This is a genomic window from Planosporangium spinosum (assembly GCF_049999945.1).
Lineage (GTDB): Bacteria > Actinomycetota > Actinomycetes > Mycobacteriales > Micromonosporaceae > Planosporangium > Planosporangium spinosum.
On the sequence record NZ_JBLYUB010000012.1, the window covers coordinates 99,874 to 122,966 of the forward strand.

A 23,093-nucleotide genomic window follows, 5' to 3' on the forward strand; every position below is an offset into this window, starting at 1 on the left:
TGCGTACCCGCCGGGTCCGTGCCCGCCGGTCCCGCTCGATGCCATCTGGATGCTTGCCCACGGCCCTCGGCGCGAAACCCACTGATCCCCGCGGCAGCCGCCGACGGTGGCCGGGCGTTGCCATACTCGGCCGCATGAGGCGCCCGAGAGCACCGCAGCTCACCTGCCCGCCGTGCCGGCACACCCACGTCGACCGGGAAGAGGGCCGGCTCGACAGCCGGTGGGGGGACGAGCCATCGCGTCACGCTGCTGATCTGCCGGGAATGCCGGTACATCCCGCACGTCTACGACCGGCACTCGATCTTCGACTTCGACTGATCCGGCGGCATGGTCGGCGCCCGGCGTCAACCTCCGATCGGACCGACCTGACCGTACTCCGGGCGCCCGCTGAAGTCGGGTGATCACACAGCCGCATCCGGGGTACTACCGGTTCGTCGGCGCGCCGCGGCTATTCGGCGCGCGGACGCTCTCGGTGGCGTACCGTCAAAGCTCCGACGCATCGGTTGTGATCGACACGCGGCGCTTCCGGCGGGAGCCACGGAGACGAGCACGACACGAGCGGGGGAAGTTCAGGTGGAGTCGCTGCGTAGGGCCGGTGTCTGGCTCGGGCTTGCCGAGGATAGCGAGGACGATGTGAACCCGGATGCCATCTACGACGATGACCCGGTCGGGTACGACGACCGCTGGGCACGTCGGCGCCCGGCCACCGAACTCCGGGCGGCCGGGCGCCGGCGGACGATCCACCTCGACCAGTACGCCGGCGTCGAGCAGCAGCACCAGGGCCACCGGCAGGCCGGCACCGACAACGACCGCTTCGAGATCGCCACGATCCACGCGCACAGCTTCCGGGACGCCCGGATCATAGGCGAGTACTACCGCCAGGACATCCCGGTGGTCATCGACCTGTCCGCGCTCGACGACTCGGACGCGCGGCGCATCGTCGACTTCGCGGCCGGCCTGATCTTCGGTCGCCGCGGCGACATCCACCGACTCACCCGCGGGGTGTTCCTCCTCGCCCCCGCGGGCGTCACCATCCTGACCGGCGGCCGGCCCCAGGTGGCGGGGGGCGACTTCTTCGACCAGTCCTGACGCCGGTGTCCGGCCCGCACTGTCGGTAGTGGACAGAGCCGGACACAGTGGACCGGCGTGGGTGCCGGGCGACACGGCGGCCGGCTCACCGCTACCGGCGAGCCGGCCGGTTCAGCATTCGCAGGAAATCCCCGGCCCGGCCGGCGCGGTGAGATCGTCGACCGGACGCGCCGTCACCCCGGCGGCCGTCTGCACCGGCAAGCCCTCGCGCACCCAGTACTCGTACCCGCCGATCATCTCCTTGACCCGGTAACCGAGCGTCGCCAACTCCAGTGCCGCCCGGGTGGCGCCGTTGCAGCCGGGCCCCCAGCAGTACGTCACCACGACCGCGTCCGAGGCGATGAGCGTCCGGGCGCGCGCGGCGATGTCGGCGGTCGGCAGGTGGACCGCGCCCGGGATGCGCCCCTGCCGCCACGCCGGGAGGCCGCGCGAGTCCACGACGATGAGGCCCGCCACCCCCGCCGTCAGGTCGGCGTGCACGTCGGAGACGTCGGCCTCGTACGACAGGCGGGCCGCGAAGTGCGCGGCGGCGCGAACCGGATCGGCCGGCGGCACGGCGAGCACCGCGGACCGCGGCGGGGCCGACATGCCGGTGGTCAGGTGTTCCGAGGTCGGGTTTTCGGTGGTCATGGCACTCAGCATCGCGGTCGACGCGGCCGCGCCGACAGTGGCGTGATCGACGCTGTCCGCTAAGATCCCGCCATGGCGCGAACGGTTCCGGGGCGCGGGCCGGCCGTCGCGGTCCTCGCCTACGACGGCATGTCCGGCTTCGAGGTCGGCATCGTGACGGAGGTGTTCGGGCTCCCCCGGCCCGAGTTCGACCCGCCCTGGTACGAGCTGACGATCTGCGCGGAGCGACCCGGCCCGGTTCGCGTCATCGGCGGCGCCGCCCTGCACACCCCGTACGGGCTGGAGGTGTTCGCGGGCGCGGAGACGGTGATCGTCCCCGGCGTTCCCGACGTCACCGGCGACCCCGACCCGGCGCTGACCGAGGCGCTGCGCGCGGCGCACCGGCGCGGAGCGCGGGTGGTGTCCATCTGCTCCGGCGCGTTCGCACTCGCGGCCGCCGGCCTGCTCGACGGGCGCCGCGCCACCACGCACTGGCGCTACGCCGACCTGCTGCGACGCCGGTACCCGCGGGTCACGGTCGACCCGGACGTGCTCTACGTCGACGACGGCGACGTACTCACCGGCGCCGGCAGCGCCGCCGGCCTGGACCTGTGCGTCCACCTCGTCCGCCGGGACTTCGGCCCGTCGGTCGCCAACGCCGTCGCGCGCCGGCTGGTGATCCAACCGCACCGCGACGGCGGGCAGGCCCAGTTCATCGAGTCGCCGGTCGCGGCCGACCCGGCCGACGACCGGGTCGCCCGGAGCATGGAGTGGGCGCTGGCGCACCTCAACGAACCGATCACGGTGGAGGTACTGGCCCGCGTGGCGCACACCTCGCCCCGGACGTACCTGCGTCACTTCGCCCGCGGCACCGGCACCAGCCCGATCCGCTGGCTGATCGGCCAGCGGATCCAGGCCAGTCTCGCCCTGCTGTCCGAGACCGACACGCCCGTGGAACAGGTCGCGACCGCGGTCGGTTTCGACACCGCGGTGACGTACCGGCACCACTTCCAGCGCGTGATGCGAACGTCGCCGTCGGCCTACCGCCGGTCGTTCCGCATGGGCGGCGTCCCGCACCGGCCGGTCAGGTGAGGCGGACGAGCATCTTGCCGCGGTTGGCGCCCCGCAGCATGCCGAGGAACGCGTCGGGGGCGTTCTCGATGCCCTCGACGACGGTCTCGTCGACGCGCAGCCGCCCCTCCCGTAGCCAGCGGCCGGCTTCGGCCAGGAAGTCGGGCATCCGGTCGGCGTGGTCGCCGACGATGAACCCGCGCAGGGTCAGCCGCCTACCGACGGCGAGGAACAGGTTGCGCGGCCCGGGCTCCGGCTCCGGCGCGTTGTACTGCGAGATCGCGCCGCACAGGGCGACCCGCCCGTGCGGGTTCAACACCGAGATCGCCGCCTCCAGGTGGTCGCCGCCGACGTTGTCGAAGTACGCGTCGATGCCGTCCGGTGCGGCCGCCCTGAGCTGGTCGGCCACGGGTGCGTCCCGGTAGTTGAACGCCGCGTCGAACCCGAGCGTGCCGGTGAGGTACTCGACCTTGGCCGCCGAGCCGGCGCTGCCGATGACCCGGGGTGAGCCGCGCAGCTTCGCGATCTGCCCCGCGATGCTGCCCACCGCGCCGGCCGCGCCGGAGACGAAGACGGTGTCGCTCGGCCTCATCGCGGCGATGTCGAGCAGCCCGACGTAGGCGGTCAGCCCGACCATGCCGAGCGCGCCGAGATAGGCCGACGGCGGCACGTCGGCGGTGTCGACCTTGCGCGCCTTCGCCGCGTCGAGCAGCGCGTACTCACGCCAGCCGAGCCCGTGCAGGACCGTGTCGCCGACCGCGAGGTCGGGGCTGGCCGACGCGACGACCTCACCCACCGCGCCGCCGTCGAGCGCCTCCCCGACGCGGAACGGCGGGACGTACGACTCTCCGGCGTTCATCCGGCCCCGCATGTACGGGTCGACGGACATCACCAGGTTGCGGACCACCACCTGGCCGGGGCCGGGCTCGGGTACCGGTACCGCCACGAGCCGGAAGTTTCCGGCGGTGGGCCAGCCCTCGGGGCGCGCGGCGAGGTGGATCTCGCGGCTGGTGGTCGCCGTGGGTGTGTCGGCTCCGGTCATGGCAGCTCCTGTCGGGCACGCGGCGGATCCGGCGAAGACGCCGCTGGTTCCACGTTATTCGGTGACGGCGGGCGGGCAACCGCGCGATGGTGTCCCGGGCCGGTGCACAGCTGAGGCGGACTCGCGTACGCTCCGCCGGCACCGTTCAGCCATCGACGGCCGAGCCGTTTAGCCATCGACGGACGATGGGTATCACCCCGCCACCCACCGGCGGTCCACCCAGCACCGCCGGCGGTCCCCCACACCTCGACCTGACCTGGATCCCACCTGGAGGCAGCGGTGCGTACCGGAGGCATAGGCGGCGTCATCATTCTCATCTGGCTGATCATCGGGGCCGTGGCGGCCGGCCAGCGCGGATACTTCAACAGTTCCAACGACAACTGTGCCAAGGCGGGCACCACCGCGGTCACCGTGCTCGCCGGCCCGTTGAACTACGTCGGCGTCAACCCGAAGGTCAACTGCCAGGTACCCCAGCCTTCCCAGTGACCGGCCGCTTCGTCACCCGGCGGGTTCCCGCGCCGTACTTTCGGATAATTCACTGCAATTCAGGTGCATGCCGGGTCGCAACGCACCGGATCACGTGCGTCCACCTGATAAACAGGTGGGGGTGCTCGCGATGCGGACGAGGAGATCATGAGACGACAACGGCGCGCTGTCCTGGTCACGATGTTGGTCGGCGCGCTCGGGCTGTCCGGCTGCGGTACGGCCGGCGCCAGGTTCGTCGAACCGGCCCGGCCGAGCAGCAGCCCGAGCCCGGTCCTGAAGGTGGACCCCGCCGACAAGGCCGCTGACGTCCCCGTCTCCGCCGAACTCGGGCTGTCCGACCGCGGCAGCACGCTCACCTCCGTCGCGCTCACCGACGGTGCGGGCAAGCAGGTCACCGGCAAGCTGCGCGACGACGCCAGCTCCTGGGTGCCCGACGAGCCGCTCGACTACGCGACGACCTACACCGCCGTGGTCACGGCCCGGTCCGCCGCGGGCACGAACGTCCGGCAGACCACGACGTTCACCACGATGCAACGGCCGGCCAACCGCATGGACGCTCATCTGTACATGAGCGACAACGTGACCTACGGCCAGGCCATGCCGATCGTGATCGAGTTCAAGCAGGGCGGGGTGGCGCCGGCCGACCGCGCGGCCGTCGAGCGGCGCCTGTTCGTCGCCAGCGAGCCGGCACAGCCCGGCGTATGGCACTGGGACTCCAACACCCAGGTCGAGTACCGGCCGAAGGAGTACTGGCAGCCGGGCACCAGGATCCACGGCCGGTTCGCGCTCGGTGGCCTGCCGGTCGGCGGTGGCCGCTACGGCCAGCAGGACATCACCATCGACGCGCGCATCGACACCACGAAGCGGGTCATCTCGGTCGACAACGCGTCCAAACAGCTGACCGCCACCCAGGACGGCCAGGTGGTGAAGACGATGGCGGTCAGCCTCGGCAGCCCGGAACACCCCTCGTTCTCCGGCACCATGACGATCATGGAGAAGCTGGACAAGACCGTCTTCGACTCGTCGACCTACGGCACCCCGGTCAACTCCCCCGACGGCTACCGCACCGACGTGCAGTTCGCCGAGCGGCTGAGCTGGGACGGGCAGTTCATCCACGCCGCGCCCTGGTCGGTCGCCCAACAGGGTCACACCAACGTCTCGCACGGCTGCGTCAACATCTCGCTGGAGAACGCCCAGTGGATCTACAACTGGGTCAAGGTGGGCGATCCGGTGGTCGTCAAGGGCACCGAGCGGCACCTGGGCCAGGGCAACGGCTGGACGGCCTGGGACCTGCCGTGGGACGACTTCGTCAAGGGCAGCGCGCTCCAGGGCGGCACCGACCGCTCCGGCAGCCCGGCGCCCGGCTCGTCCGCGGAGGCAACTCCCGAGCCGACGGCGTCCTGAGGCGCCGGGCGGGTACGGCTTCGTTCGCGCCGTGCCGGGGCGTCGGACGGACCCGGCCCGCCGGCTTTGGCATTGACATCCGGCACCATGTCGGGTCAGCTTGCCGTTGATGAGTGCGCAATGGCCGTCGACGGGCACGCTGCTCGCTCAGCGCTACCGGCTACTCGCCCGGATTGAAATGGGCGGAATGGCCGAGGTGTGGCGGGCCCGCGACGAGGTGCTGGGTCGGCCCGTCGCGCTGAAACTGCTCGCCGAGCGGTACGCCGCCGAAGGGCTGCACCACCTGGTCCACCGGGAGGCCCGCGCGGCCGCCCGGCTGTCACACCCGCACGTCGCGGCGGTACACGACTACGCCGAGGCGGTCCGCCCCGACGGCTCGGTACGACCGTTCGTCATCATGGAACTCCTCGGTGGCGAGTCGCTCGCCGCCCGGCTCACCCGTGGGGCGCTGCCCTGGTCCGAGGCGGCCGCGATCGGCGCCGCCACCGCGGGCGCGCTGGCGGCCGCCCACGAGCAGGGCGTCGTACACCGCGACGTGACCCCCGGCAACGTGATGCTCACGCCTTCCGGCGTGAAGGTCGTCGACTTCGGCATCAGCGCCGCGATCGGCGAGCCCGACGAGGACAGCACCGGGATAACGTTCGGCACGCCCGCCTACGTCGCCCCCGAACGCCTCGACGGGCTGCCGGCACAGGCCGCCACCGACGTGTACGCGCTGGGTGTGCTGCTGCACGAGATGGTCACCGGCACTCCCCCGCACCCGGCCAACACCTGGGAGGAGCTGGCCACGGCACGGGAGACGGCGCCGGCGCCGTTGCCGGACGCGGTACCCGCCGGCTTCGCCGCCGTGGTCGGGCGGTGCCTGGCCGAGGACCCCGGCGACCGACCGGCCGCGAGCGAGGTCGCGGCGATCCTGCTCGGGCTGACACAGACCGACCGGCGGACCGACGCCGCGCCGGACCGGGCGACCACCGTACCGGACCCGGCAGCCGCGGTCGGGGGTGCGGGGGACGTGGCGGCCGGCCCACCATCGACAACCCGCCCGGACATCCTGGCAGCCACCGAGCTGACCGGGTCGCACGCGGCCGGGCAGGCTCACCGCGCCCTCGCCGTCACGGCCGTGGCGATCGTCGCGGTCGTGGTCTCCGCGCTCGCGTACCTGGCCGTCTCCCTCGGGACGCGGGCCGGCGCTCCGGTGCCGGGGGCCGTCGGCCCGGCGACGCCGGGTACGCCCGTCCCCGCCGCTACGCCGACGCCTGGCGATCGGCGAACAGCGAGCGCGTCCCCGACACCGCGGCCCCGGCCGACCGGAGGGGAACTGAGGGAGGCGGTCGACCGGCTGCGACGTACGGTCACCGACGACCGCGCCGAGGGCGGGATCCGCCCGGACGTGGCACAGGACCTACTCAACCTGATCGCTCAGCTTGATCGCACGGCGACGCCGGAGCGCCTGGCCGACCTGCACCGCAAGGTCGACGACCGGGTCCGCGAGGGAGGCGTCGGCGGGCCGGAGGCCGAGGCGCTGCACGCGGAGATCGACCGGGTGGCCGAGGTGGTCGCGGCCACCGGTGCCGCCTCGTCGTGAACGCGCTCGTCGTGAACGCGCTCGTCGTGAACGCGCTCGTCGTGAACGCGCCGTGGGAATGCGCGTCACGGGCGCGCGTCGCGGGTACGCGTGCCGCCGCCCCGGCGGATCGGGCGCGCCCGGGCGTTCGGACACGGCCCGCGGTTCCGGGCAGTCCGGCGGCCGCAAAGAGGCCCTCCCCAGCGGCGGGGGCGCGCCACCGGGGAGGGCGGTCTCAGCGAGGCGTCGATGACGTCACCGACGCGCCTGTCATGTGGAGTACGTGCGGGCGCAGCCAACGGTTCGATCCGGCGGCAGCCCTCCCGGCCGGCGGGACGGCGCTCCGACAGCGGCCGTCGCGGCGCGGTGGGAGCCCTCCCCGGCGACGGGGCGTGTTACCGGGGAGGGCCGTCCGTGCGGGCGCGGTACGCCCGGTCGGTCAGCGGCTGAGTCCGCAGGTCGCCAGCGCGTCGAGGCCGGCCGGGGGCTGACCACCCACCCGCCTGATGTCGATGGCGATGCGATCCAACGCCGCCTTCCGCTTGTCGGCCAACGGACCCAGAATCGCGTTCTGCACGAAGTTCGGACCACCCTGCCCCTGCGACGTGACCAACCGCCGGTTGGCCTCGGCGATCTGCCGGTCAAGGTTGGCCAACTCCTGACCCACCCCCGCCTGCGCACCAGCGGGAACCCCGGTGAGCCGATCCGCCACCGACGGACACGTGACCGTCGGTGCCGCGGTGCCCGTCGACCCGGTCTCCGACGCCGCCGCGAAATGGATCCCCAGACCGAGCAGGCCCGCTGACACGATCGCGATTCCGGTCACGCGTACGACATTCGCTTTCCTCGTGTGCGTCGACATCCACCTCTCCTGCCACCGTGACCGCTGCCGCCGGTCTTCGCGTACTCGTTCCACGGCTCGGCGAGTTCCTCGACTCGACGAGGCCGCCCCGAGGTCCGCCTCGCCTCGAGCGTCGCCGTGAGCCTCGCTGTGCCGCGAGCCTCGTCGATGAGTACGTGGGAGCGCACCCACCCGGTTCGACGAAATCCCGGTAACTTTGGGACGGCAGACCCGTCACCCTCCGAACGTGACAGCCCGGGTCCCGCTGCCGCCGGCGTGGGCCGAGCCGCCCGGACCGACGCGTGAACCGAGCCGCCCGGACCGATGCCGGGCGCCGAACGGCGACACCGGCGCGGGTACGCCGACACACGGCACCGACATTGGGACGCCGACACAGGCTCGCCCGCCACATGGGAGCGCCGTCGCGGGAGCGGTGCCGGTCACGTCGATCGCCGTTCGCTGGCGCCGCGGCGACCGGACCCGGCACACTGGCTATTCCGACATCGACGACGGGAAGGTGACCCGGCATGCGGGACGCAGGGCGTGGCAGCGGTCCTCGTGGTACGGGCGCGGCGACCGCCAGGGCGGAGACCGGGGCCGCCGCCCCGGCGGGCGGCGGCCGATCCGCGCATGCCGCTGCGCGCCGCCGCTGGGCGCGCCGGCTGGCGGTCGCTGCGGTCGCCGGCTCCGCCGCCGCGTGGGTGCTTCGCGACGTCCGGGCGGCGCTCGGTGCCCCGCCTGCCGGATCCCGCGCCGAGCGGGTACGGCGGTCCCCGCAGTTCCGCGACGGCGCCTTCCGCAACCCCGTACCGGCCCACGTGATGCCGCCCGGGTCAAGCCGACAGATGCTGCGCGACCTGCTGCTCAGCCGGCACAAGCGCAAGCCGGCGGGTCCGGTGCCCGTGGTCACCCCCGACGCGCCGGAGCCGACGCCCGAGGGGCTGCACGTCGTCTGGTACGGCCACTCGTCCGTGCTGGTCGAGATCGAAGGCCGGCGGGTGCTGTTCGACCCGGTGTGGAGCGAGCGCTGCTCCCCCTCGCCGCTGGTCGGACCGCGGCGGCTGCACCGGCCGCCCGTGCCGGTGGACCGGCTGCCCCTGGTCGACGCCGTCGTCATCTCGCACGATCACTACGACCACCTCGACATGGCGACCGTCCGGGCACTGACCCGCACGCAGTCGGCCCCGTTCGTGGTCCCGCTCGGCGTCGGCGCCCACCTCGACCGGTGGGGTGTACCCGCCGACCGCATCATCGAACTGGACTGGGACGAGACCGCCACCATCGCCGGCGTCCGACTGACCGCGACCGCCGCCCGGCACTTCTCGGGACGGGCGTTCACCCGCGACAACACGCTGTGGGCCTCGTGGGCGCTGATCGGGCCGACCCGGCGTGTCTTCTACACCGGTGACTCCGGGTACTTCGACGGCTACGCCGCCATCGGCGCCGCGTACGGTCCGTTCGACGTCACGCTCATGCAGATCGGGGCGTACGGCAGTGGCTGGCCGGACATCCACATGACACCCGAACAGGGTGCCGCCGCTCATCTCGACCTCCGCGGCGAGCTGCTCATTCCGCTGCACTGGGCGACGTTCAACCTCGCGTTCCATGACTGGAGCGAACCGGCCGACCGGCTGTGGAGCGAGGCGAAGGCGCGTGGCATCCGGCTGGCCGTACCCCGGCCGGGCGAGCGCGTGAACGTCGACGATCCGCCCGCCGTGGACGGGTGGTGGCAGACGATCGCGTAGGTGTCGTGGCCGGGAAACCGGCCGGGGCGTGGACGCCAGCCGGCGGGTTTCCCGGACGGTCCGACCACTCGGGCCCGGACTCGGGCTCCTACTCGGGCGGCTGCCAGGGTCGCATCCAGGGCGTCTCGGGCCAGCCCTCGGCGGCGGCCATCAGCGGGAACGCCGTGGCTCCGTCGATGGATTCGCGGACGATGTCGGCGTGGCCGGCGTGCCGCGCCGTCTCCTGGATCAGGTACAGCAGCACCCACCGCACCGACCACGCCGCCACGTCGGCGGGGAACCAGGGCGCGTCCCGCGGCACCGGCACCGGCTGTCCGAGGTCGGCCACTCCGGCGATGACCGTGTCGGTCTCCTTGGCCGCCCGATCGTAGTCGTCGACAACGTCGGCCAGCGTCTCGTCCGGCCCCAGCCGGAAATGGGCCTCGTGGTCCCGCTCCGGGCGCCGCCGTCGCAGGACGATGTCCATCCAGTTGCGCTCCGCCATCGCGGCGTGCTTGAGCAGGCCGCCGACGCTCAGCGCGCTCGCCGTCGGCGTGGCCCGCGCCTGCTCGTCGGTCAGCCCGTACGCGGCGAGCCGGAGAACGTACCGCTGCTGGGCGAGGTAGGCGAGCAGCCCGTCCCGTTCGTCGGCGACCGGTCGGACAGTTACTGGCATGTCAGCATCCCCTTCGTCCGCTCTGGAGCCCACCGCACCGTCACACGGCATCCCCGCGGCCCGCCATGCGGCACCGTACACGTGGGCACGTCTTCCGTGGCGTGCCCGGATCATCGCACCCGGCACCGACACTGTCCGCGTCCTCGGGCACCGCCACCATCGCACCGGCCGACCGCATTGACATCGACCTACGCGAATGGTCTTATTCGTAAGTCAGATTTCCTATCAATCTCTGCTGGGGGCTCCGTGACCGTCTCACGCAGGATCATCGGCCTCGCCGTCGCGGCGACGCTGACCGCCTCCGTCCCGCTCGCCCTGCACCACGCGGCGGGCGCGGCGACCGCGACCGGCGCCGCCACGGTGGCGTCCGTGGACCTGAACGACCCGCACAAGAAAGACATCGCGATGCAGATCGTGTCCAGTGCGGAGAACTCCACGCTGGACTGGCGGGCACAGTACAAGTACATCGAGGACATCGGCGACGGCCGCGGGTACACGGCCGGCATCATCGGCTTCTGCTCGGGCACCGGGGACATGCTGGACCTGGTCCAGCTCTACGCCGACCGCAAACCCGGCAACGTGCTGGCCAAGTACCTGCCGGCGCTGCGCAAGGTCAACGGCACCGACTCGCACGCCGGACTGGACCCGAACTTCACGAAGGACTGGGCGACGGCCGCCAAGGACTCGGTCTTCCAGAAGGCCCAGGACGACGAGCGCGACCGGGTGTACTTCAACCCGGCGGTATCGCGGGCCAAGCAGGACGGCCTGCGGGCACTGGGCCAGTTCATCTACTACGACGCGATCGTCATGCACGGCGACGGCGGCGACCGGGACAGCTTCAGCTCGATCCGCGCCAACGCGCTGAAGAAGGCGAAGCCCCCGGTTCAGGGCGGCGACGAGGTGACGTACCTCAACGCGTTCCTCGACGCCCGCAAGGTGGCCATGAAGCACGAGGAGGCCCACGCCGACACCAGCCGGGTCGACACCGCACAGCGGGTGTTCGTCAAGAACGGCAACCTCGACCTGAACCCGCCGCTGTCGTGGAAGGTGTACGGCGACCCGTACACGATCGCAAAGTAGTACCGCCCGGTGCCCGTCCGCCCCCGTCGGCCACCGGGGGCGGACGGGCACCGAGTCGGCCGGGCCACACCGGGGTAACACCCCGACCATGGCGCTGACGGTGATGACGTACAACATCAAGAACGGCGGCCGCGGCGGGCGGCTGGGCGCGATCGTCCGGGTCGTCACCGGGGTCCGGCCGGACGTGCTCGCCCTCCAGGAACTGCGCCACTACCACCGGCGGGGCGGGCGGCTGATGCGGCACCTGGCCGACGCCACCGGCATGTGCCCCTTCCTCACCCGGTCCTGGCTCGGCCAGCCCGTCGCCCTGCTGGTGCGCGACCCCGGCGCGGTCGTCTCCACCGGGCACCTTCACCGCCCGTTCCACCACGCCGCCGGTGAGCTGACCCTGCGTACCGACCACGGCCCCCTCGCCGTGATCGGCACGCACCTGTACCCGTTCTCGGGGACGCGCCGACTGTGGGAGGCGCGGTGGTTGTCGGCCCGCGCCGCGCGCGACCGGATGGTGCTGCTGATGGGCGACCTGAACTCGCTGGATCCGTGGCGCGACCACACCGAGCGGCTGCGCGCGCTACCCGACCGGTACCGGCGGCGCCACCTGCGCGCCTCCGGCGAGGTGGACACCCGGGCGATCCGGGCGCTCGTCGACGCCGGGTTCGTCGACCTGTGCCGCCGCGCCGGCGCGCCCGACCGGACCGGCACCGGCCCGGACCACACCGTGCCCACCAGGTACGGGGGCGGCGGTGAGTTCGCCCGGATGCGGCTGGACTACGTCCTCGGCACCGAACCGGTCGCGCGGTTGGTCCGGAGCTGCCGCGTCGTCTCCGGCGGGGCGGCCGAGTCCGCGTCCGACCACTACCCGGTGGTCGCGGAGCTCGACCTCACGCTCCGGACGTGACCGTCCGCCGGCACGTGGGACAGCCACGAGAGGGCCCCGGGCCGGCCGGGTGGCCGGACTCACCGCCACGCCGGCGGACCGGGCGGCGTCGCGTCGACTAATGTCGGATCATGGACGTGCCGGAGGAACTGCGTGCCCGGCGCCTCTTCGGCGGGGCGACGATGGCACCGGGCGACCTCGCCGCGAGCCCCTACCGCGTCGACCGCGACCGCATCGTCAGCTCGCCGTACTTCGCGCGGCTCGGCGGCGTGACCCAGGTGATCAGCCCGGGCGGCTCGGGCCTGCTGGTACACAACCGGCTCACGCACAGCCTCAAGGTCGCCCAGGTGGCCCGGGCCATCGCCGAACGGCTGACCGCCGATCCCCGGTACCGGGACCTGATGAACAAGCTGGGCGGTTGCGACCCGGACGTGGTCGAGGCGGCCGCGCTCGCCCACGACCTGGGCCACCCGCCGTTCGGCCACCTCGGCGAGCGGGTCCTCGACACGCTCGCCCGGCAACGGTTCGCTCTCCCCGACGGTTTCGAGGGCAATGCCCAGTCGTACCGGCTCGTCACCAGCACCGTGATCCGCGGCGAGACGATCGGGCTGGACCTGACCGCCGCCGTCCGGGCGGCGATGCTCAAGTACCCGTGGACCCGCCACACGTACCCGCGGCCGCACGTACGGCACCTCGACCCGCCGCCCCGGGGCGCGGGCGCACCGCCCGAGGACCCGACCCGGGGCTCGGTCAAGTTCGGGGCGTATGTGACGGAGCTGGTCGACCTGCGGCAGGCGCGTGAGCCGTTCGCCGGCCGGCTGGCCGACTGGCAGCAGACCGTCGAGGCGTCGGTGATGGACACCGCCGACGACATCGCGTACGCCATCCACGACGTCGAGGACTTCCACCGGGTCGGCGTGCTCCAGCAGGGCTCGGTGGCGACCGAGCTGATGGCCTGGCAGCGCGACGCGGCGCGGCTGCGGACGATCGACGCCGAGACCCTCGCCGCGACCGCCCGCCGGCCCGGGCGCTCGGTCGAGCAGCTCCGTCGTGACCTTCGCCGCAAGGACGACTGGATCTCGGACGACGACGCGTTCGCCGCGGCGGTCGAGCACGTCCGGCAGGAGCTGGTCGACGGGCTGCTCGCGGCGCCGTTCGACGGGTCGGTCGAGGCCGAGCAGAGCGTGGCGCGCTTCTCGGCACGGTGGACCCGCCGACTCATCGACGCGATCGAGGTGCGGCCCGATCCCCCGGTACGGTCCGGGCATGTCCTGCTCACCCAGGCGCAGTGGCACGAGGTGCAGGTCCTCAAGTTCGTCCATCACCGGTTCGTCCTGGCCCGGCCGGACCTCGCGCTGCACCAGCGCGGCGAGGCCCGACTGATCGGCACCCTGGTGGAGGCGCTGTACGACTGGCTGGTCGACCCGGACGAGACCGCCCGGCTGCCGCGCCGGATCCACGACCTGGTCGAGCTCGCGCAGGCGGAGTTGGCCGCCCTGGTCGACGACCCGGCCGCACTCGGCCTGATCGCCGCGCCCAGGCGGGCCGAGCTGGCCGCGATGGCGCGCGGCCGGGCGATCATCGACTTCGTCGCCTCGCTGACCGACAGCCAGGCGGTGGCGCTGCTCGACGCGTTGTCCGGGCGGTCGCGCCAGCTCTGGACGGACTCGTTCGTCCTATGACCGGCCGATGTCCGGGCGACGGACGCGACCGTGCTGCCCCGGTAGGCGCTCTGCGGAAATCAGCGCTCCGGCTCGGACGCCGACCGCGAGTGCTCCGGTCCGACGGAAGCGCGCGAGGCCGGTCCGGCGGACGCCGGTGCACCCGCCCCGGCTCGGGCCGGCCTCGCCAGGTCGACGCTGGAGCGCAGGACGATGCGGGGCAGCGCCACGGCGGCGAGGAGACTGACGACCGCGACGGTACCGGAGATGAGGAAGACGTCGGCGGTGGCGTCGCCGTAGGCGGCGCGGACGATGTCCGCGATCGGCTTGGGCATGGCGTGCAGATCCAGGGTGTTGGTCCTGGCCCCGGCCTCCGGGGGGATGCGGATGCCGGCGGTGGCCATCCGCTGCGGGATGTCGGTGGCGACCCGGTCGGCCAGCACCGCGCCGAGCACCGACACGCCGATGGTGCCGCCCAGCGACCGGAAGAACGTGATCGTGCCGCTGGCCGCGCCGAGGTCGCGCAGGGCGACGGTGTTCTGCACGGCCAGGACCAGGTTCTGCATGGTCATGCCGACGCCGATGCCGACCAGCGCCATGGCCGCGCCGACGTAGACCAGCTTGGTGGCGTGGTCGATCCGGGACAGCGCGGCGAAGCCACCGACCAGGAAGATCGTGCCGGCGACGAGGTACGGCTTGATCCGGCCGGTCCTGGTGATCAGCAGGCCGGTGACCGTGGACGAGACCAGCGTGCCGGCCATCATCGGGATCGTGAGCAGGCCGGCCTTGGTCGGGCTGTAGCCGCGGCCGATCTGGAAGTACTGGCCGAGGAAGACCGCACCGCCGAACATGGCCATGCCGACCGCGACGCTGGCCAGGATCGCCAGGGCCGGGGTGCGCTGCACCACGATGCGCAGCGGCACGATCGGCTCGGCCACCTTCGCCTCCACGATCACCGCGAGGGCCAGCAGGACCACGCCGCCGCCGACCATCGCCGCGGTCTGCCAGGACAGCCAGGCGAAGTGGTGGTGCACGAAGGTGACCCAGATCAGCAGCACGCTCACGCCGGCGGCGATCAGCGTGGCGCCGAGGTAGTCAATCTGCGCGCCGTCCCGGCGCACGGTGGGCAGGTGCAGGGTCTTTCGCAGCACGAAGAACGCGATCACCGCGAACGGCACGCCCACGTAGAAGCACCACCGCCAGCCCAGCCACGGCGTGTCGACGATGACGCCGCCCAGCAGCGGACCGCCCACGGTGGCCACGGCCATGACCGCGCCGAGGTAGCCGTTGTAGCGGCCGCGCTGCCGGGGCGGGATCATCGCTGCCATCACGACCTGGACCAGCGCCTGCAGGCCGCCGATGCCCATGCCGTGGAACGCACGGGCGGCGATGAGCTGCCCTGCGTTCTGGGCGAGCCCGCAGCTCACCGAACTCAGCACGTAGCCGACGATGGCCACCTGGATCAGCGTCTTCTTGCTGAACAGGTCGGCCAGCTTGCCCCAGATCGGGGTCGCGGCCGTCGACGTGAGCAGGGCCGCGGTCACCACCCAGGTGTACTGGGTCTGGGTGCCGCCCAGCACGCCGATGATCTGGGGCAGGGCGGTGGCCATCACCGTGACACTGATCATCGCGACGAACAGCACCAGCAGCAGGCCGCTGAGCGCCTCCATGATCTCGCGGTGACTCATCGGTCCGGTGTCGGATGGTGCGGTGGTCGCTGCGCTCACCACGCTGCCTCCAAGGTGGACATGCCGGGTACGGGCGAATCGGACATGCCGGCGACCGTCGCGCGGTCCGGCACGCGTCAGGAACATGGCGCACCGGCGACCGTCACACGGCCCGGCACGCGTGCGGACCATGGCACGCCGCACGGCGCGGCGGACGGTCGCCTGATCGACCGGCGCGACGGTCCTCGGCGCGGCTGCGGCACGGGGCGGCGCGGCCCACCCCGCCCCCGGTTGCGATCACTCAAATCGGGTGTTGAAGTACGAGAGTCCTATAAGGGCAGAAAGGAGGATACATGGCGCTATTCAAGTATCGATGCGCTTCACCGCAATGCGATCAGCCGGCAGTACACCAACGGAAGCTGCGGAGCCGGTGGACGAGGGGCGCGGCGCTCGTGGCCGCATCGATGGGCCTCACGGTGCTGACCGGCGCGGCCGTGCCGGCCCAAGCCAGTGCTGACCTATTCTCCAGGGAGGTCGCCTACGTCGCCAACGGAGACTCCGGCACCGTGTCAGTGATCGGGACCCGCACCAACGAGATCATCGAGAACATTCCGGTCGGCAAGGGCCCGTTCCGCATGGCGCTCACCCCGAACCACGCCCGCATGTACATCACCGACCAGTACGTCACCGATCGAGCCGTCGACCCGGGGAACGTGTCGGTACTCGACACCGCCACGAACAAGATCATCAAGACCATCCCGGTCAGCGGAAAGCCGCAGGGCGTAGCGATCAGCCCGGACGGCACCCGCGCCTACGTCGCCACCTTCAACGACAACAAGGTGTCGGTGATCGACACCCGCACCAACACCGTCACCACCACCATCCCGGTCGGCAACCACCCGGTCGAGGTGATGATCACTCCGGACGGTTCCCGCGTCTACACCACCAACCTCTTCGGCAACTCCGTGTCGGTCATCAACACCCGCACCAACGCGGTCGACACCGTCGCCGTCGGCAGAATGCCGGTCGGCCTGGCGGTGACGCGGCGCGGCGACCATGCCTACGTCACCAGCCTGCTCGACAACAAGGTCTCGGTGATCGACACCACCACCAACACCGTCGTCGCCGCCATCCCCACCGGCACCAAGCCGGTCGGCGTGACGATCTCCCCGCGCGGTGACCGTGCCTACGTCACCAACGTCCTCGACGACACCGTTTCCGTGATCGACACCCGTACCAACACCGCCACCGGGATCACCATCCCCGTCTCCGACAGCCCGGTCAACGTGGCATTCGCCCGCGGCGGTGCCCGCGCCTTCGTCACCAGCTGGTACAGCGACACCCAGAACAACGGCACCGTGGCAGTGATCGACACCCGTACCAACAAGGTCATGAAGACGATTCCCCTCGGCGTCCGTCCCGAAGGTGTCGTCATCTTCAACCGTCCGCGGTGACCGTCCACGATCATCGGCAGCGGGCAGCGGCACGCGGCAGGAGGCCGCTCACCGTCACGTAGCAGCGCCGGCCTGACGTCACGTCCGTGACCCGTTCGACTGGACGCGCCTACCGCCAGGAGTGGCTCGTCGGGGTCCGCATCGGGTCACCGCGTACCGGGGTCCCCGACGAGGCCGGTCGGCCATGGGCTGGCACGGCACCCGGACCCGCCCGCCGCCCACGCTCGGGTGATCCACGACCGTGCCGGGCGGCGTAGCGCCGGCCGCGTTCGATCAACCGCGGGTGGAATTCCGGAGGTTTTCGAGAGGAGAGGACTACGCCGTCATGCCTGGGTATTTCCCGAGGAAGAAACGCACGAGAACGGGACCATCCGTCACATCGCGGCGGTCGCGCCGGACCGGGCGGTCCGGCGCGGGCGCCGTCGTCGCCGTGTCGGCGGCGCTCGCGGCGCTGGCGGGTGTGGCCACGGCGTCCCCGGCCACCGCCGCCACGCGCAGAGAGGTCGCCTATGTGGCCAACCTGCGCAGCGGCACCGTTTCGGTGGTCGACACCCACACCGGCGCCGCCGACACGATCAACGGCTTCAACTACCCGGTCAGCGTCGCGGTCACTCCCGACGGCCGCCGTGCCTACGTCACCAACCGCGGCGACAACACCGTGAAGGTCATCAACACCCGTACCAACGCCGTCACCACGATCACCGGCTTCCACGACCCCTGGGCCGCGGCGGTCACCCCTGACGGCCGACGCGTCTACGTCACCAACCGTGCGGACAGCACTGTGTCGACGATCGACACCCGCACCGACGCCGTCACCACGATCACCGGTTTCCAGGACCCGTACAGTGTGGCGCTCAGCCCGCGCGGCACCCGCGCCTACGTCGCCAACCGCCTCGGCGACACGGTGTCGGTCATCGACACCCGCACCGACGCCGTCACCACGATCACCGGCTTCCACGAACCGTACAGCGTCGCGGTCACCCCGGACGGCCGCCGCGCCTACGTCACCAACCGCGGTGACAACACCGTGTCGGTCATCGACACCCGCACCGACACCGCCACCGCCCTCACCGGCTTCCACGACCCGTACAACGTGGCGCTCAACCCGCGCGGTACCCGCGCCTACGTCACCAACCGCGACGGCGGCACCGTGTCGGTCATCGACACCCGCACCAACGCCGTCACCACGGCCGACGGTTTCCACGACCCGGTCGGGGTGACGGTCGCACCGGACGGCGCCCGCGCCTACGTCACCAACCCCGACAGCGGCGCCCTGTCCGTGGTCGACGCCCGTACCCACGCCGTCACCACCATCAACGGCTTCAGCCATCCGCTCGGTGTCGCCGTTGCCAGGATCGCCGGACAGTCCGGCCCCACCCCCACCACCAGCCCCGCCGGATAGCGCGGGCCGACACGCGGCGGCGCCGGGCCACACCGGGTGGCCCGGCGCCGCCGGTCGCGTCGCCTACGACGTACCCGCCGTCACCGGGGGTTGCTCGTCCACCAGGGTCAGCAGCGTCATCCCGCCGCCGGCCCGGAGCGGCCGTAGTCTCCTCAGGTACTCCTGCTGCGCCTCACTGCGCTCGAACGCGCGGAAGCTCTCCTCGTCGGTCCAGTCGGTGAGGACCACGTACCGCGACGGATCGTCGGTACGCCGCAGCAGCCACTGGCCGTGGTTGTCCGGCAGCTCCCGGATCCGGCTCGAATGCTCGCGCCACAACCGCTCGAACTCCCGTTCCCGGCCCGGCTGCACGTCGATCTGGAGCAGCACCCGCAGCGCCATCACGCCCTCCCTCCCTCGCTGACGGTGGCCGGGTCGCTCCCGGTCCACCCCGCCGACCGCGGCCCGCCAGCCGCACGGCGTCTGGCCAGGACGGCGCCGCCCACGGCGGCCGCCGCCAGTGCGCCCGCTCCGGCCACGGCGGGCGTCGGCCCCGTACCGGCGGTCCCCCCGTCCCCGGTCCGGGTCACCCCCTGACCGGCGGGGGTCACGCCGTGGCCGCCGTGGTCCCCGCCGTCGGGGCCGACCTGGTACGGCCGCATCATGTCGTTGTCCTCGTGCGACGCCATGTGGCAGTGCCACACGTACCGGCCGGGCAGCTCGAAGCGCCCCTTCACCCGGGTCAGCTCGTTCGGGTAGGCGATGACCGTGTCCTTGAAGCCCTCCTCGCCCGGGTCCGGTGGCCGGGTGCCGTCGGGCCCGCGGCCGACCACCTGGAACTGGACGGCGTGGATGTGGATGGGGTGCGCGTCCCGGTTGCTGTTGTGGAACTCCCAGATCTCGGTCGCGCCCACCTCGGGCTTCTCGGTGACGGGGTCGTGCCAGCCCATCGGCACCGGGTTACCCGCCGCGTCCACCGTGCCGAGCTGGTGTTTGATCGGCCCCAGGCCGTCCTTCAGGAAGTCCTTCATCGCCAGCCGGCGGGTGACGGTCGCGGCGCCGAGCGGGGTGAACGCGGGCAGTTCGAGCCGGTCCGGCGGCACACTGGTGTCGGCGCCCACCAGGGGGCGAACGACGAACTTCATCACCTGCCCGGTCGTGGCCGGGTCCGCCAACGGGGTCGGCTCGCCGCGCCGGCTCGGCCCGTCGGCGCCCTCGTTGATAAGGTACAGCGCGGTGCGCTCGGACAGCCCGGTGAAGTCCACGATGATGTCGGCCCGTTCCGCGGGGGCGAGCACCAACCGCTCCAGGCGGACCGGCGCGGGCAGGAACCCGCCGTCACCACCGATCTGCCAGATCGGCAGGGCCGCCCTCGCCGGCCGCGTCTCGTCGGGGGTCGCGGCGATCTTCAGCAGCAGGAACCGGGAGTCGCACGCGTTGAGCAGGCGCAGCCGGTAGCGGCGCGGCTCGACCGCCAGTACCGGCCAGGTACGGCCGTTGACCGTCATGGTCCTGCCGAAGAAGCCGGGATTCCACATGGGTGGTACGTCACTGTGCGGGATCACCGGCACCGGGGACCCGTTGGGGGCCACCCGGTTGTTGGGGTAGAACATCGAGCCGTCCGTATTGAACGAGCGGTCCTGGATCAGCAGCGGGATCTCGTGGTACCGCGTGCCCGGCGGGTCGCCCAGGGCCGGCGCGGGACCGGGCAGCACCCCGGGCGGCAGGTCCGACGAACCGCCGCGCAGCAGGTAGAACCCGGCCGGCCCGGCATAGATGTTGGCCCGGGTCATTCCCAACGTGTGGTCGTGGAACCACAGGGCCGTCGCCTGCTGGTGGTTGGGGTACTGGAAGGTCGCCGTGCCCGGCTCCCACTGTGCGCCGTGCCGCGCGGCGAACTGGTCGCGGAACCGTTCGTAGTACGAGCCGACGGTGGCGTAGCCGGCGGGTATGTTCGTCGCCTTCGGCAGGTACCACGCCTCGGGATAGCCGTCGCTGTCGTCGCTGGTGTGCGCGCCGTGCAGGTGGGTGACGAACGGTACCGGCCCGGTGTACGGGCCCGGGGTCTCGGTGAACGTGGGCATGGAGTCGCGCCCGGCCGTCCCGCCCGGTGGGTTCGCCCAGTGCAGCGTCGGGTCGACCGGCACCAGGTGCGGCAGGTACCTGCCGCGGGCGTCGACGAGGTCGTTGACCCAGGTGACGCCCACTGGACGGTCGACTGTGGCCTCGATGGTGAACGACGGGTACCGGTACGTGTCGGGACGCCCGTGCACGCCGTACCCCCACACGGTCGTTGCCGGCAGGCGCGGAGGCAGAATCCGCTGCCGGAACTGCCGGACGCCGATGACGTACCGGTCCACGGGCCGGGTCGCGGAACCGTCGACCGGCGGCATGACCGCCGGGATCGCCAGGGCGGTGACGTATTTGGGGATTGTCGTGGGGTCGAGCGGGGTGCTTGCCGGTATGTCGGCCGAGGCTCGTCGGGTGTCGTGCGGGACCAGCAGGGCGGCGGCCCCGACGGTCCCGGCGATGAGAAGGTGCCTTCGTCTGAGCATGTTCGTCCGCCTTATGCCGCCGTGCGCGGCGTCGTCGACGTGCTGTAGGTCGGCCGATGGGTGCCCGGACCCGGACGAACAAAACAGTCAGCGACGTCATGGCCGTCCACCGTGGACATGAGGGTGGGCCGGCCGCGGTCGGGTCACCGACCGCGCGCCCGCTCCCTCGGCGATCATGGCTGGGGATACGCTGCGGTAATGGACCAGCGTGACGACGACCCGCGCCGACTGCGCCGCGAGGACTTCCCGGTCCTGCGCGACCAGCCCACCCGGTGGTCGGACGAGGACGTCTACGGCCACGTCAACAACGTGGTCCACTACCTGATGTTCGACACGGCGGTCAACGGCTGGCTGATCGAGGCCACCGGGACCGACATCCGCCGACTGCCGGCCATCGGCCTGGTGGTCGAGACCTCCTGCCGGTACTTCGCCGAGTTGCGCTTCCCCGACGTGGTGACCGCCGGTATCGGCCTGGAGCGGCTGGGCACCTCCAGCGTGGTCTACCGGCTGGCGCTGTTCGGGCCGGGCGCCGAGGAGCCGGCCGCCGTCGGGCGCTTCGTGCACGTGTACGTCGATGCGGCCACGCGCCGCCCGGTGCCGGTGCCCGACGAGATCCGCAAGGCTCTGGAGGACGTGGCATGACCACGGAGACGGTGTTCACGTACGGCACGCCGGAGCTGAAGGTCGGCGCCGGCGCCGCCGACGAGATCGGCTTTGACCTCACCCGGTACGGTGTGCGCCGCGTCCTCGTCGTCACCGACCCCGGGGTCGCGGCCACCGGCGCGCCGCAGCGGGTGGCCGACGCGATCCGCCGCTACGGCATCGAGGTGGAGGTCAGCGCCTCGGCGCACGTCGAACCGACCGACGCGTCCCTGCGGCAGGCCATCGAGACGGCGCGCGCGACGGGGCCGTGGGACGCCTTCGTGGCCGTCGGCGGCGGATCGAGCATCGACACCGCGAAGGCGGTCAACCTGCTCACCACCAACCCGGGCGACCTGATGGACTACGTCAACGCGCCGGTCGGCGGCGGGCGGGCGCCGTCGAATCCGCTCAAGCCGCTGGTCGCGGTCCCGACCACCACCGGTACCGGCTCCGAGAGCACCACGATCTGCGTGCTCGACGTCCTGGACCTGAAGGTCAAGACCGGCATCAGCCATGCCCGACTGCGCCCCACGCTGGCGGTGGTGGATCCGCTGCTGACGATGTCCCAGCCGGCCGGTGTCACGGCCGCGAGCGGCATGGACATCCTCTGCCACGCCCTGGAGAGCTACACGGCGAAGCCGTACACGTCGTTCGCGCGCAAGGCGCCGGAGGAGCGGGTGCCGTACTGCGGCGCGAACCCGGTGTCCGACATGTGGTCGGAGAAGGCGCTGGAACTGCTCGCCCGGTCGTTCCGGACCGCGGTGGCCGATGGCGACGACCTCGCCGCGCGCACCGACATGGCGCTGGCGGCGACGTTCGCCGGAATGGGCTTCGGCAACGCGGGGGTACACCTCCCGCACGCCAACGCGTACCCGATCGCGGGCGGGGTGCGCGACTACCACCCGGCGGGCTACCCGGACGCCGAGCCGCTGGTGCCGCACGGAATGGCGGTGTCGCTCACCGCGCCGGAGGCGTTCCGGTTCACCTTCGGCGCCTGCCCCGACCGCCACGTCCGGGCCGCCGAACTGCTCGCGCCGGGCAGCGCGACCGGTGAGCCGGCCGAGCGGCTACCGGCCGCGCTGATCGCACTGATGCGCGACATCGGGATTCCGAACGGCATCGGCGCCGTCGGGTACGCCGAGTCCGACGTGGACAGCCTGGTCGCCGGGGCGATGAAACAGCAGCGGCTGCTGGCGACCGCGCCGAGGCCGGCGACCTCCGACGACGTCGCGGGCATCTTCGTCCGCTCGCTCATCCTGTGGTGAGCGGT

At 72.2% G+C, this 23,093-nt stretch carries 20 protein-coding genes; 13 read left to right on the forward strand and 7 right to left on the reverse strand.

The features are described 5' to 3' along the window. Positions 1–633: 633 nt before the first annotated feature. Positions 634–1,089 (forward strand): cell division protein SepF, encoded by a 456-nt coding sequence (locus ACNTMW_RS17650; protein WP_426634740.1) that lies wholly within the window; start codon positions 634–636, stop codon positions 1,087–1,089. A gap of 111 nt (positions 1,090–1,200) precedes the next feature. Here ACNTMW_RS17650 and ACNTMW_RS17655 read toward each other — a convergent pair whose 3' ends face one another. Continuing rightward, positions 1,201–1,719, reverse strand: coding sequence for a rhodanese-like domain-containing protein (locus ACNTMW_RS17655; protein ID WP_426634741.1), 519 nt, complete (start codon positions 1,717–1,719; stop codon positions 1,201–1,203). 72 nt (positions 1,720–1,791) lie between these two features. On the opposite strand from ACNTMW_RS17655, the gene ftrA reads away from it, so the two are divergent. Continuing rightward, a complete protein-coding gene (gene ftrA, locus ACNTMW_RS17660) occupies positions 1,792–2,790 on the forward strand; it encodes a transcriptional regulator FtrA (protein ID WP_426634742.1) in 999 nt (332 codons plus the stop codon). Here the strand turns inward: ftrA and ACNTMW_RS17665 are convergent. Continuing rightward, positions 2,783–3,811 carry an NADP-dependent oxidoreductase gene (locus ACNTMW_RS17665; protein WP_426634743.1) on the reverse strand — a complete coding sequence of 343 codons (1,029 nt, stop codon included), beginning with the start codon at positions 3,809–3,811 and terminating at the stop codon, positions 2,783–2,785. The two genes, ftrA and ACNTMW_RS17665, sit on opposite strands and share 8 nt — an antisense overlap. Before the next feature lie 279 nt (positions 3,812–4,090). Here ACNTMW_RS17665 and ACNTMW_RS17670 point away from each other — a divergent pair, with 279 nt between their 5' ends. The 3 genes from ACNTMW_RS17670 to ACNTMW_RS17680 all read left to right on the forward strand — a co-directional run bounded on the left by ACNTMW_RS17670 (position 4,091) and on the right by ACNTMW_RS17680 (position 7,286). Then, a complete protein-coding gene (locus ACNTMW_RS17670; protein WP_426634744.1) occupies positions 4,091–4,297 on the forward strand; it encodes a hypothetical protein in 207 nt (68 codons plus the stop codon). 147 nt (positions 4,298–4,444) lie between these two features. Next, the gene (locus ACNTMW_RS17675; protein WP_426634745.1) at positions 4,445–5,701 is read left to right on the forward strand and encodes a L,D-transpeptidase; all 1,257 of its coding nucleotides are present in this window, start codon (positions 4,445–4,447) and stop codon (positions 5,699–5,701) included. A gap of 109 nt (positions 5,702–5,810) precedes the next feature. Continuing rightward, positions 5,811–7,286 (forward strand): serine/threonine-protein kinase, encoded by a 1,476-nt coding sequence (locus ACNTMW_RS17680; protein ID WP_426634746.1) that lies wholly within the window; start codon positions 5,811–5,813, stop codon positions 7,284–7,286. A gap of 418 nt (positions 7,287–7,704) precedes the next feature. Here ACNTMW_RS17680 and ACNTMW_RS17685 read toward each other — a convergent pair whose 3' ends face one another. Beyond that, positions 7,705–8,091, reverse strand: a complete 387-nt coding sequence (locus ACNTMW_RS17685; RefSeq protein WP_426634747.1) for a hypothetical protein — start codon at positions 8,089–8,091, stop codon at positions 7,705–7,707. A gap of 542 nt (positions 8,092–8,633) precedes the next feature. Here ACNTMW_RS17685 and ACNTMW_RS17690 point away from each other — a divergent pair. Next, entirely contained in the window at positions 8,634–9,851 is a 1,218-nt protein-coding gene (locus tag ACNTMW_RS17690) for an MBL fold metallo-hydrolase (RefSeq protein WP_426634748.1), read from the forward strand. Between the two features lie 88 nt (positions 9,852–9,939). Here ACNTMW_RS17690 and ACNTMW_RS17695 read toward each other — a convergent pair whose 3' ends face one another. Continuing rightward, positions 9,940–10,506 (reverse strand): DinB family protein, encoded by a 567-nt coding sequence (locus tag ACNTMW_RS17695; protein ID WP_426634750.1) that lies wholly within the window; start codon positions 10,504–10,506, stop codon positions 9,940–9,942. Positions 10,507–10,752: 246 nt separating this feature from the next. Here ACNTMW_RS17695 and ACNTMW_RS17700 point away from each other — a divergent pair, with 246 nt between their 5' ends. The 3 genes from ACNTMW_RS17700 to ACNTMW_RS17710 all read left to right on the forward strand — a co-directional run bounded on the left by ACNTMW_RS17700 (position 10,753) and on the right by ACNTMW_RS17710 (position 14,145). Then, the gene (locus ACNTMW_RS17700) at positions 10,753–11,586 is read left to right on the forward strand and encodes a chitosanase (protein WP_426634751.1); all 834 of its coding nucleotides are present in this window, start codon (positions 10,753–10,755) and stop codon (positions 11,584–11,586) included. An 88-nt stretch (positions 11,587–11,674) separates the two neighbouring features. Next, the gene (locus tag ACNTMW_RS17705) at positions 11,675–12,484 is read left to right on the forward strand and encodes an endonuclease/exonuclease/phosphatase family protein (RefSeq protein WP_426634752.1); all 810 of its coding nucleotides are present in this window, start codon (positions 11,675–11,677) and stop codon (positions 12,482–12,484) included. 110 nt (positions 12,485–12,594) lie between these two features. Next, on the forward strand, positions 12,595–14,145 hold the full coding sequence (locus tag ACNTMW_RS17710) for a deoxyguanosinetriphosphate triphosphohydrolase family protein (RefSeq protein WP_426634754.1): 1,551 nt from the start codon (positions 12,595–12,597) through the stop codon (positions 14,143–14,145). 59 nt (positions 14,146–14,204) lie between these two features. Here the strand turns inward: ACNTMW_RS17710 and ACNTMW_RS17715 are convergent, their stop codons facing one another. Then, entirely contained in the window at positions 14,205–15,812 is a 1,608-nt protein-coding gene (locus ACNTMW_RS17715; protein WP_426634830.1) for an MDR family MFS transporter, read from the reverse strand. A gap of 431 nt (positions 15,813–16,243) precedes the next feature. Between ACNTMW_RS17715 and ACNTMW_RS17720 the strand changes: the two genes are divergently transcribed. Continuing rightward, a complete protein-coding gene (locus tag ACNTMW_RS17720) occupies positions 16,244–17,245 on the forward strand; it encodes a cytochrome D1 domain-containing protein (RefSeq protein ID WP_426634755.1) in 1,002 nt (333 codons plus the stop codon). A gap of 430 nt (positions 17,246–17,675) precedes the next feature. Then, positions 17,676–18,647, forward strand: coding sequence for a YVTN family beta-propeller repeat protein (locus tag ACNTMW_RS17725; RefSeq protein WP_426634756.1), 972 nt, complete (start codon positions 17,676–17,678; stop codon positions 18,645–18,647). A 63-nt stretch (positions 18,648–18,710) separates the two neighbouring features. Here ACNTMW_RS17725 and ACNTMW_RS17730 read toward each other — a convergent pair whose 3' ends face one another. Together ACNTMW_RS17730 and ACNTMW_RS17735 are read right to left on the reverse strand one after the other, a co-directional pair. Further along, complete coding sequence (locus tag ACNTMW_RS17730) at positions 18,711–19,028, reverse strand: antibiotic biosynthesis monooxygenase family protein (protein WP_426634757.1); 318 nt, start codon at positions 19,026–19,028, stop codon at positions 18,711–18,713. After that, positions 19,028–21,181 (reverse strand): multicopper oxidase family protein, encoded by a 2,154-nt coding sequence (locus ACNTMW_RS17735; RefSeq protein WP_426634758.1) that lies wholly within the window; start codon positions 21,179–21,181, stop codon positions 19,028–19,030. Before ACNTMW_RS17735 ends, ACNTMW_RS17730 begins: the two co-directional genes overlap by 1 nt. A gap of 198 nt (positions 21,182–21,379) precedes the next feature. On the opposite strand from ACNTMW_RS17735, the gene ACNTMW_RS17740 reads away from it, so the two are divergent. Both ACNTMW_RS17740 and ACNTMW_RS17745 read left to right on the forward strand, forming a co-directional pair. Continuing rightward, a complete protein-coding gene (locus ACNTMW_RS17740) occupies positions 21,380–21,823 on the forward strand; it encodes an acyl-CoA thioesterase (protein WP_426634759.1) in 444 nt (147 codons plus the stop codon). Next, positions 21,820–23,088, forward strand: coding sequence for a hydroxyacid-oxoacid transhydrogenase (locus ACNTMW_RS17745; RefSeq protein WP_426634760.1), 1,269 nt, complete (start codon positions 21,820–21,822; stop codon positions 23,086–23,088). Before ACNTMW_RS17740 ends, ACNTMW_RS17745 begins: the two co-directional genes overlap by 4 nt. The last annotated feature ends 5 nt before the right edge of the window (positions 23,089–23,093 follow it).

What these genes read in the sequence shown, in the direction of transcription:
- ACNTMW_RS17655 (WP_426634741.1), bottom strand. Translation starts at nt 1,719, where the DNA reads ATGACCACCGAAAACCCGACCTCGGAACACCTGACCACCGGCATGTCG.
- ftrA (WP_426634742.1), top strand. Translation starts at nt 1,792, where the DNA reads ATGGCGCGAACGGTTCCGGGGCGCGGGCCGGCCGTCGCGGTCCTCGCC.
- ACNTMW_RS17665 (WP_426634743.1), bottom strand. Translation starts at nt 3,811, where the DNA reads ATGACCGGAGCCGACACACCCACGGCGACCACCAGCCGCGAGATCCAC.
- ACNTMW_RS17675 (WP_426634745.1), top strand. Translation starts at nt 4,445, where the DNA reads ATGAGACGACAACGGCGCGCTGTCCTGGTCACGATGTTGGTCGGCGCG.
- ACNTMW_RS17680 (WP_426634746.1), top strand. Translation starts at nt 5,811, where the DNA reads ATGAGTGCGCAATGGCCGTCGACGGGCACGCTGCTCGCTCAGCGCTAC.
- ACNTMW_RS17690 (WP_426634748.1), top strand. Translation starts at nt 8,634, where the DNA reads ATGCGGGACGCAGGGCGTGGCAGCGGTCCTCGTGGTACGGGCGCGGCG.
- ACNTMW_RS17695 (WP_426634750.1), bottom strand. Translation starts at nt 10,506, where the DNA reads ATGCCAGTAACTGTCCGACCGGTCGCCGACGAACGGGACGGGCTGCTC.
- ACNTMW_RS17705 (WP_426634752.1), top strand. Translation starts at nt 11,675, where the DNA reads ATGGCGCTGACGGTGATGACGTACAACATCAAGAACGGCGGCCGCGGC.
- ACNTMW_RS17710 (WP_426634754.1), top strand. Translation starts at nt 12,595, where the DNA reads ATGGACGTGCCGGAGGAACTGCGTGCCCGGCGCCTCTTCGGCGGGGCG.
- ACNTMW_RS17715 (WP_426634830.1), bottom strand. Translation starts at nt 15,812, where the DNA reads ATGAGTCACCGCGAGATCATGGAGGCGCTCAGCGGCCTGCTGCTGGTG.
- ACNTMW_RS17730 (WP_426634757.1), bottom strand. Translation starts at nt 19,028, where the DNA reads ATGGCGCTGCGGGTGCTGCTCCAGATCGACGTGCAGCCGGGCCGGGAA.
- ACNTMW_RS17735 (WP_426634758.1), bottom strand. Translation starts at nt 21,181, where the DNA reads ATGCTCAGACGAAGGCACCTTCTCATCGCCGGGACCGTCGGGGCCGCC.
- ACNTMW_RS17740 (WP_426634759.1), top strand. Translation starts at nt 21,380, where the DNA reads ATGGACCAGCGTGACGACGACCCGCGCCGACTGCGCCGCGAGGACTTC.
- ACNTMW_RS17745 (WP_426634760.1), top strand. Translation starts at nt 21,820, where the DNA reads ATGACCACGGAGACGGTGTTCACGTACGGCACGCCGGAGCTGAAGGTC.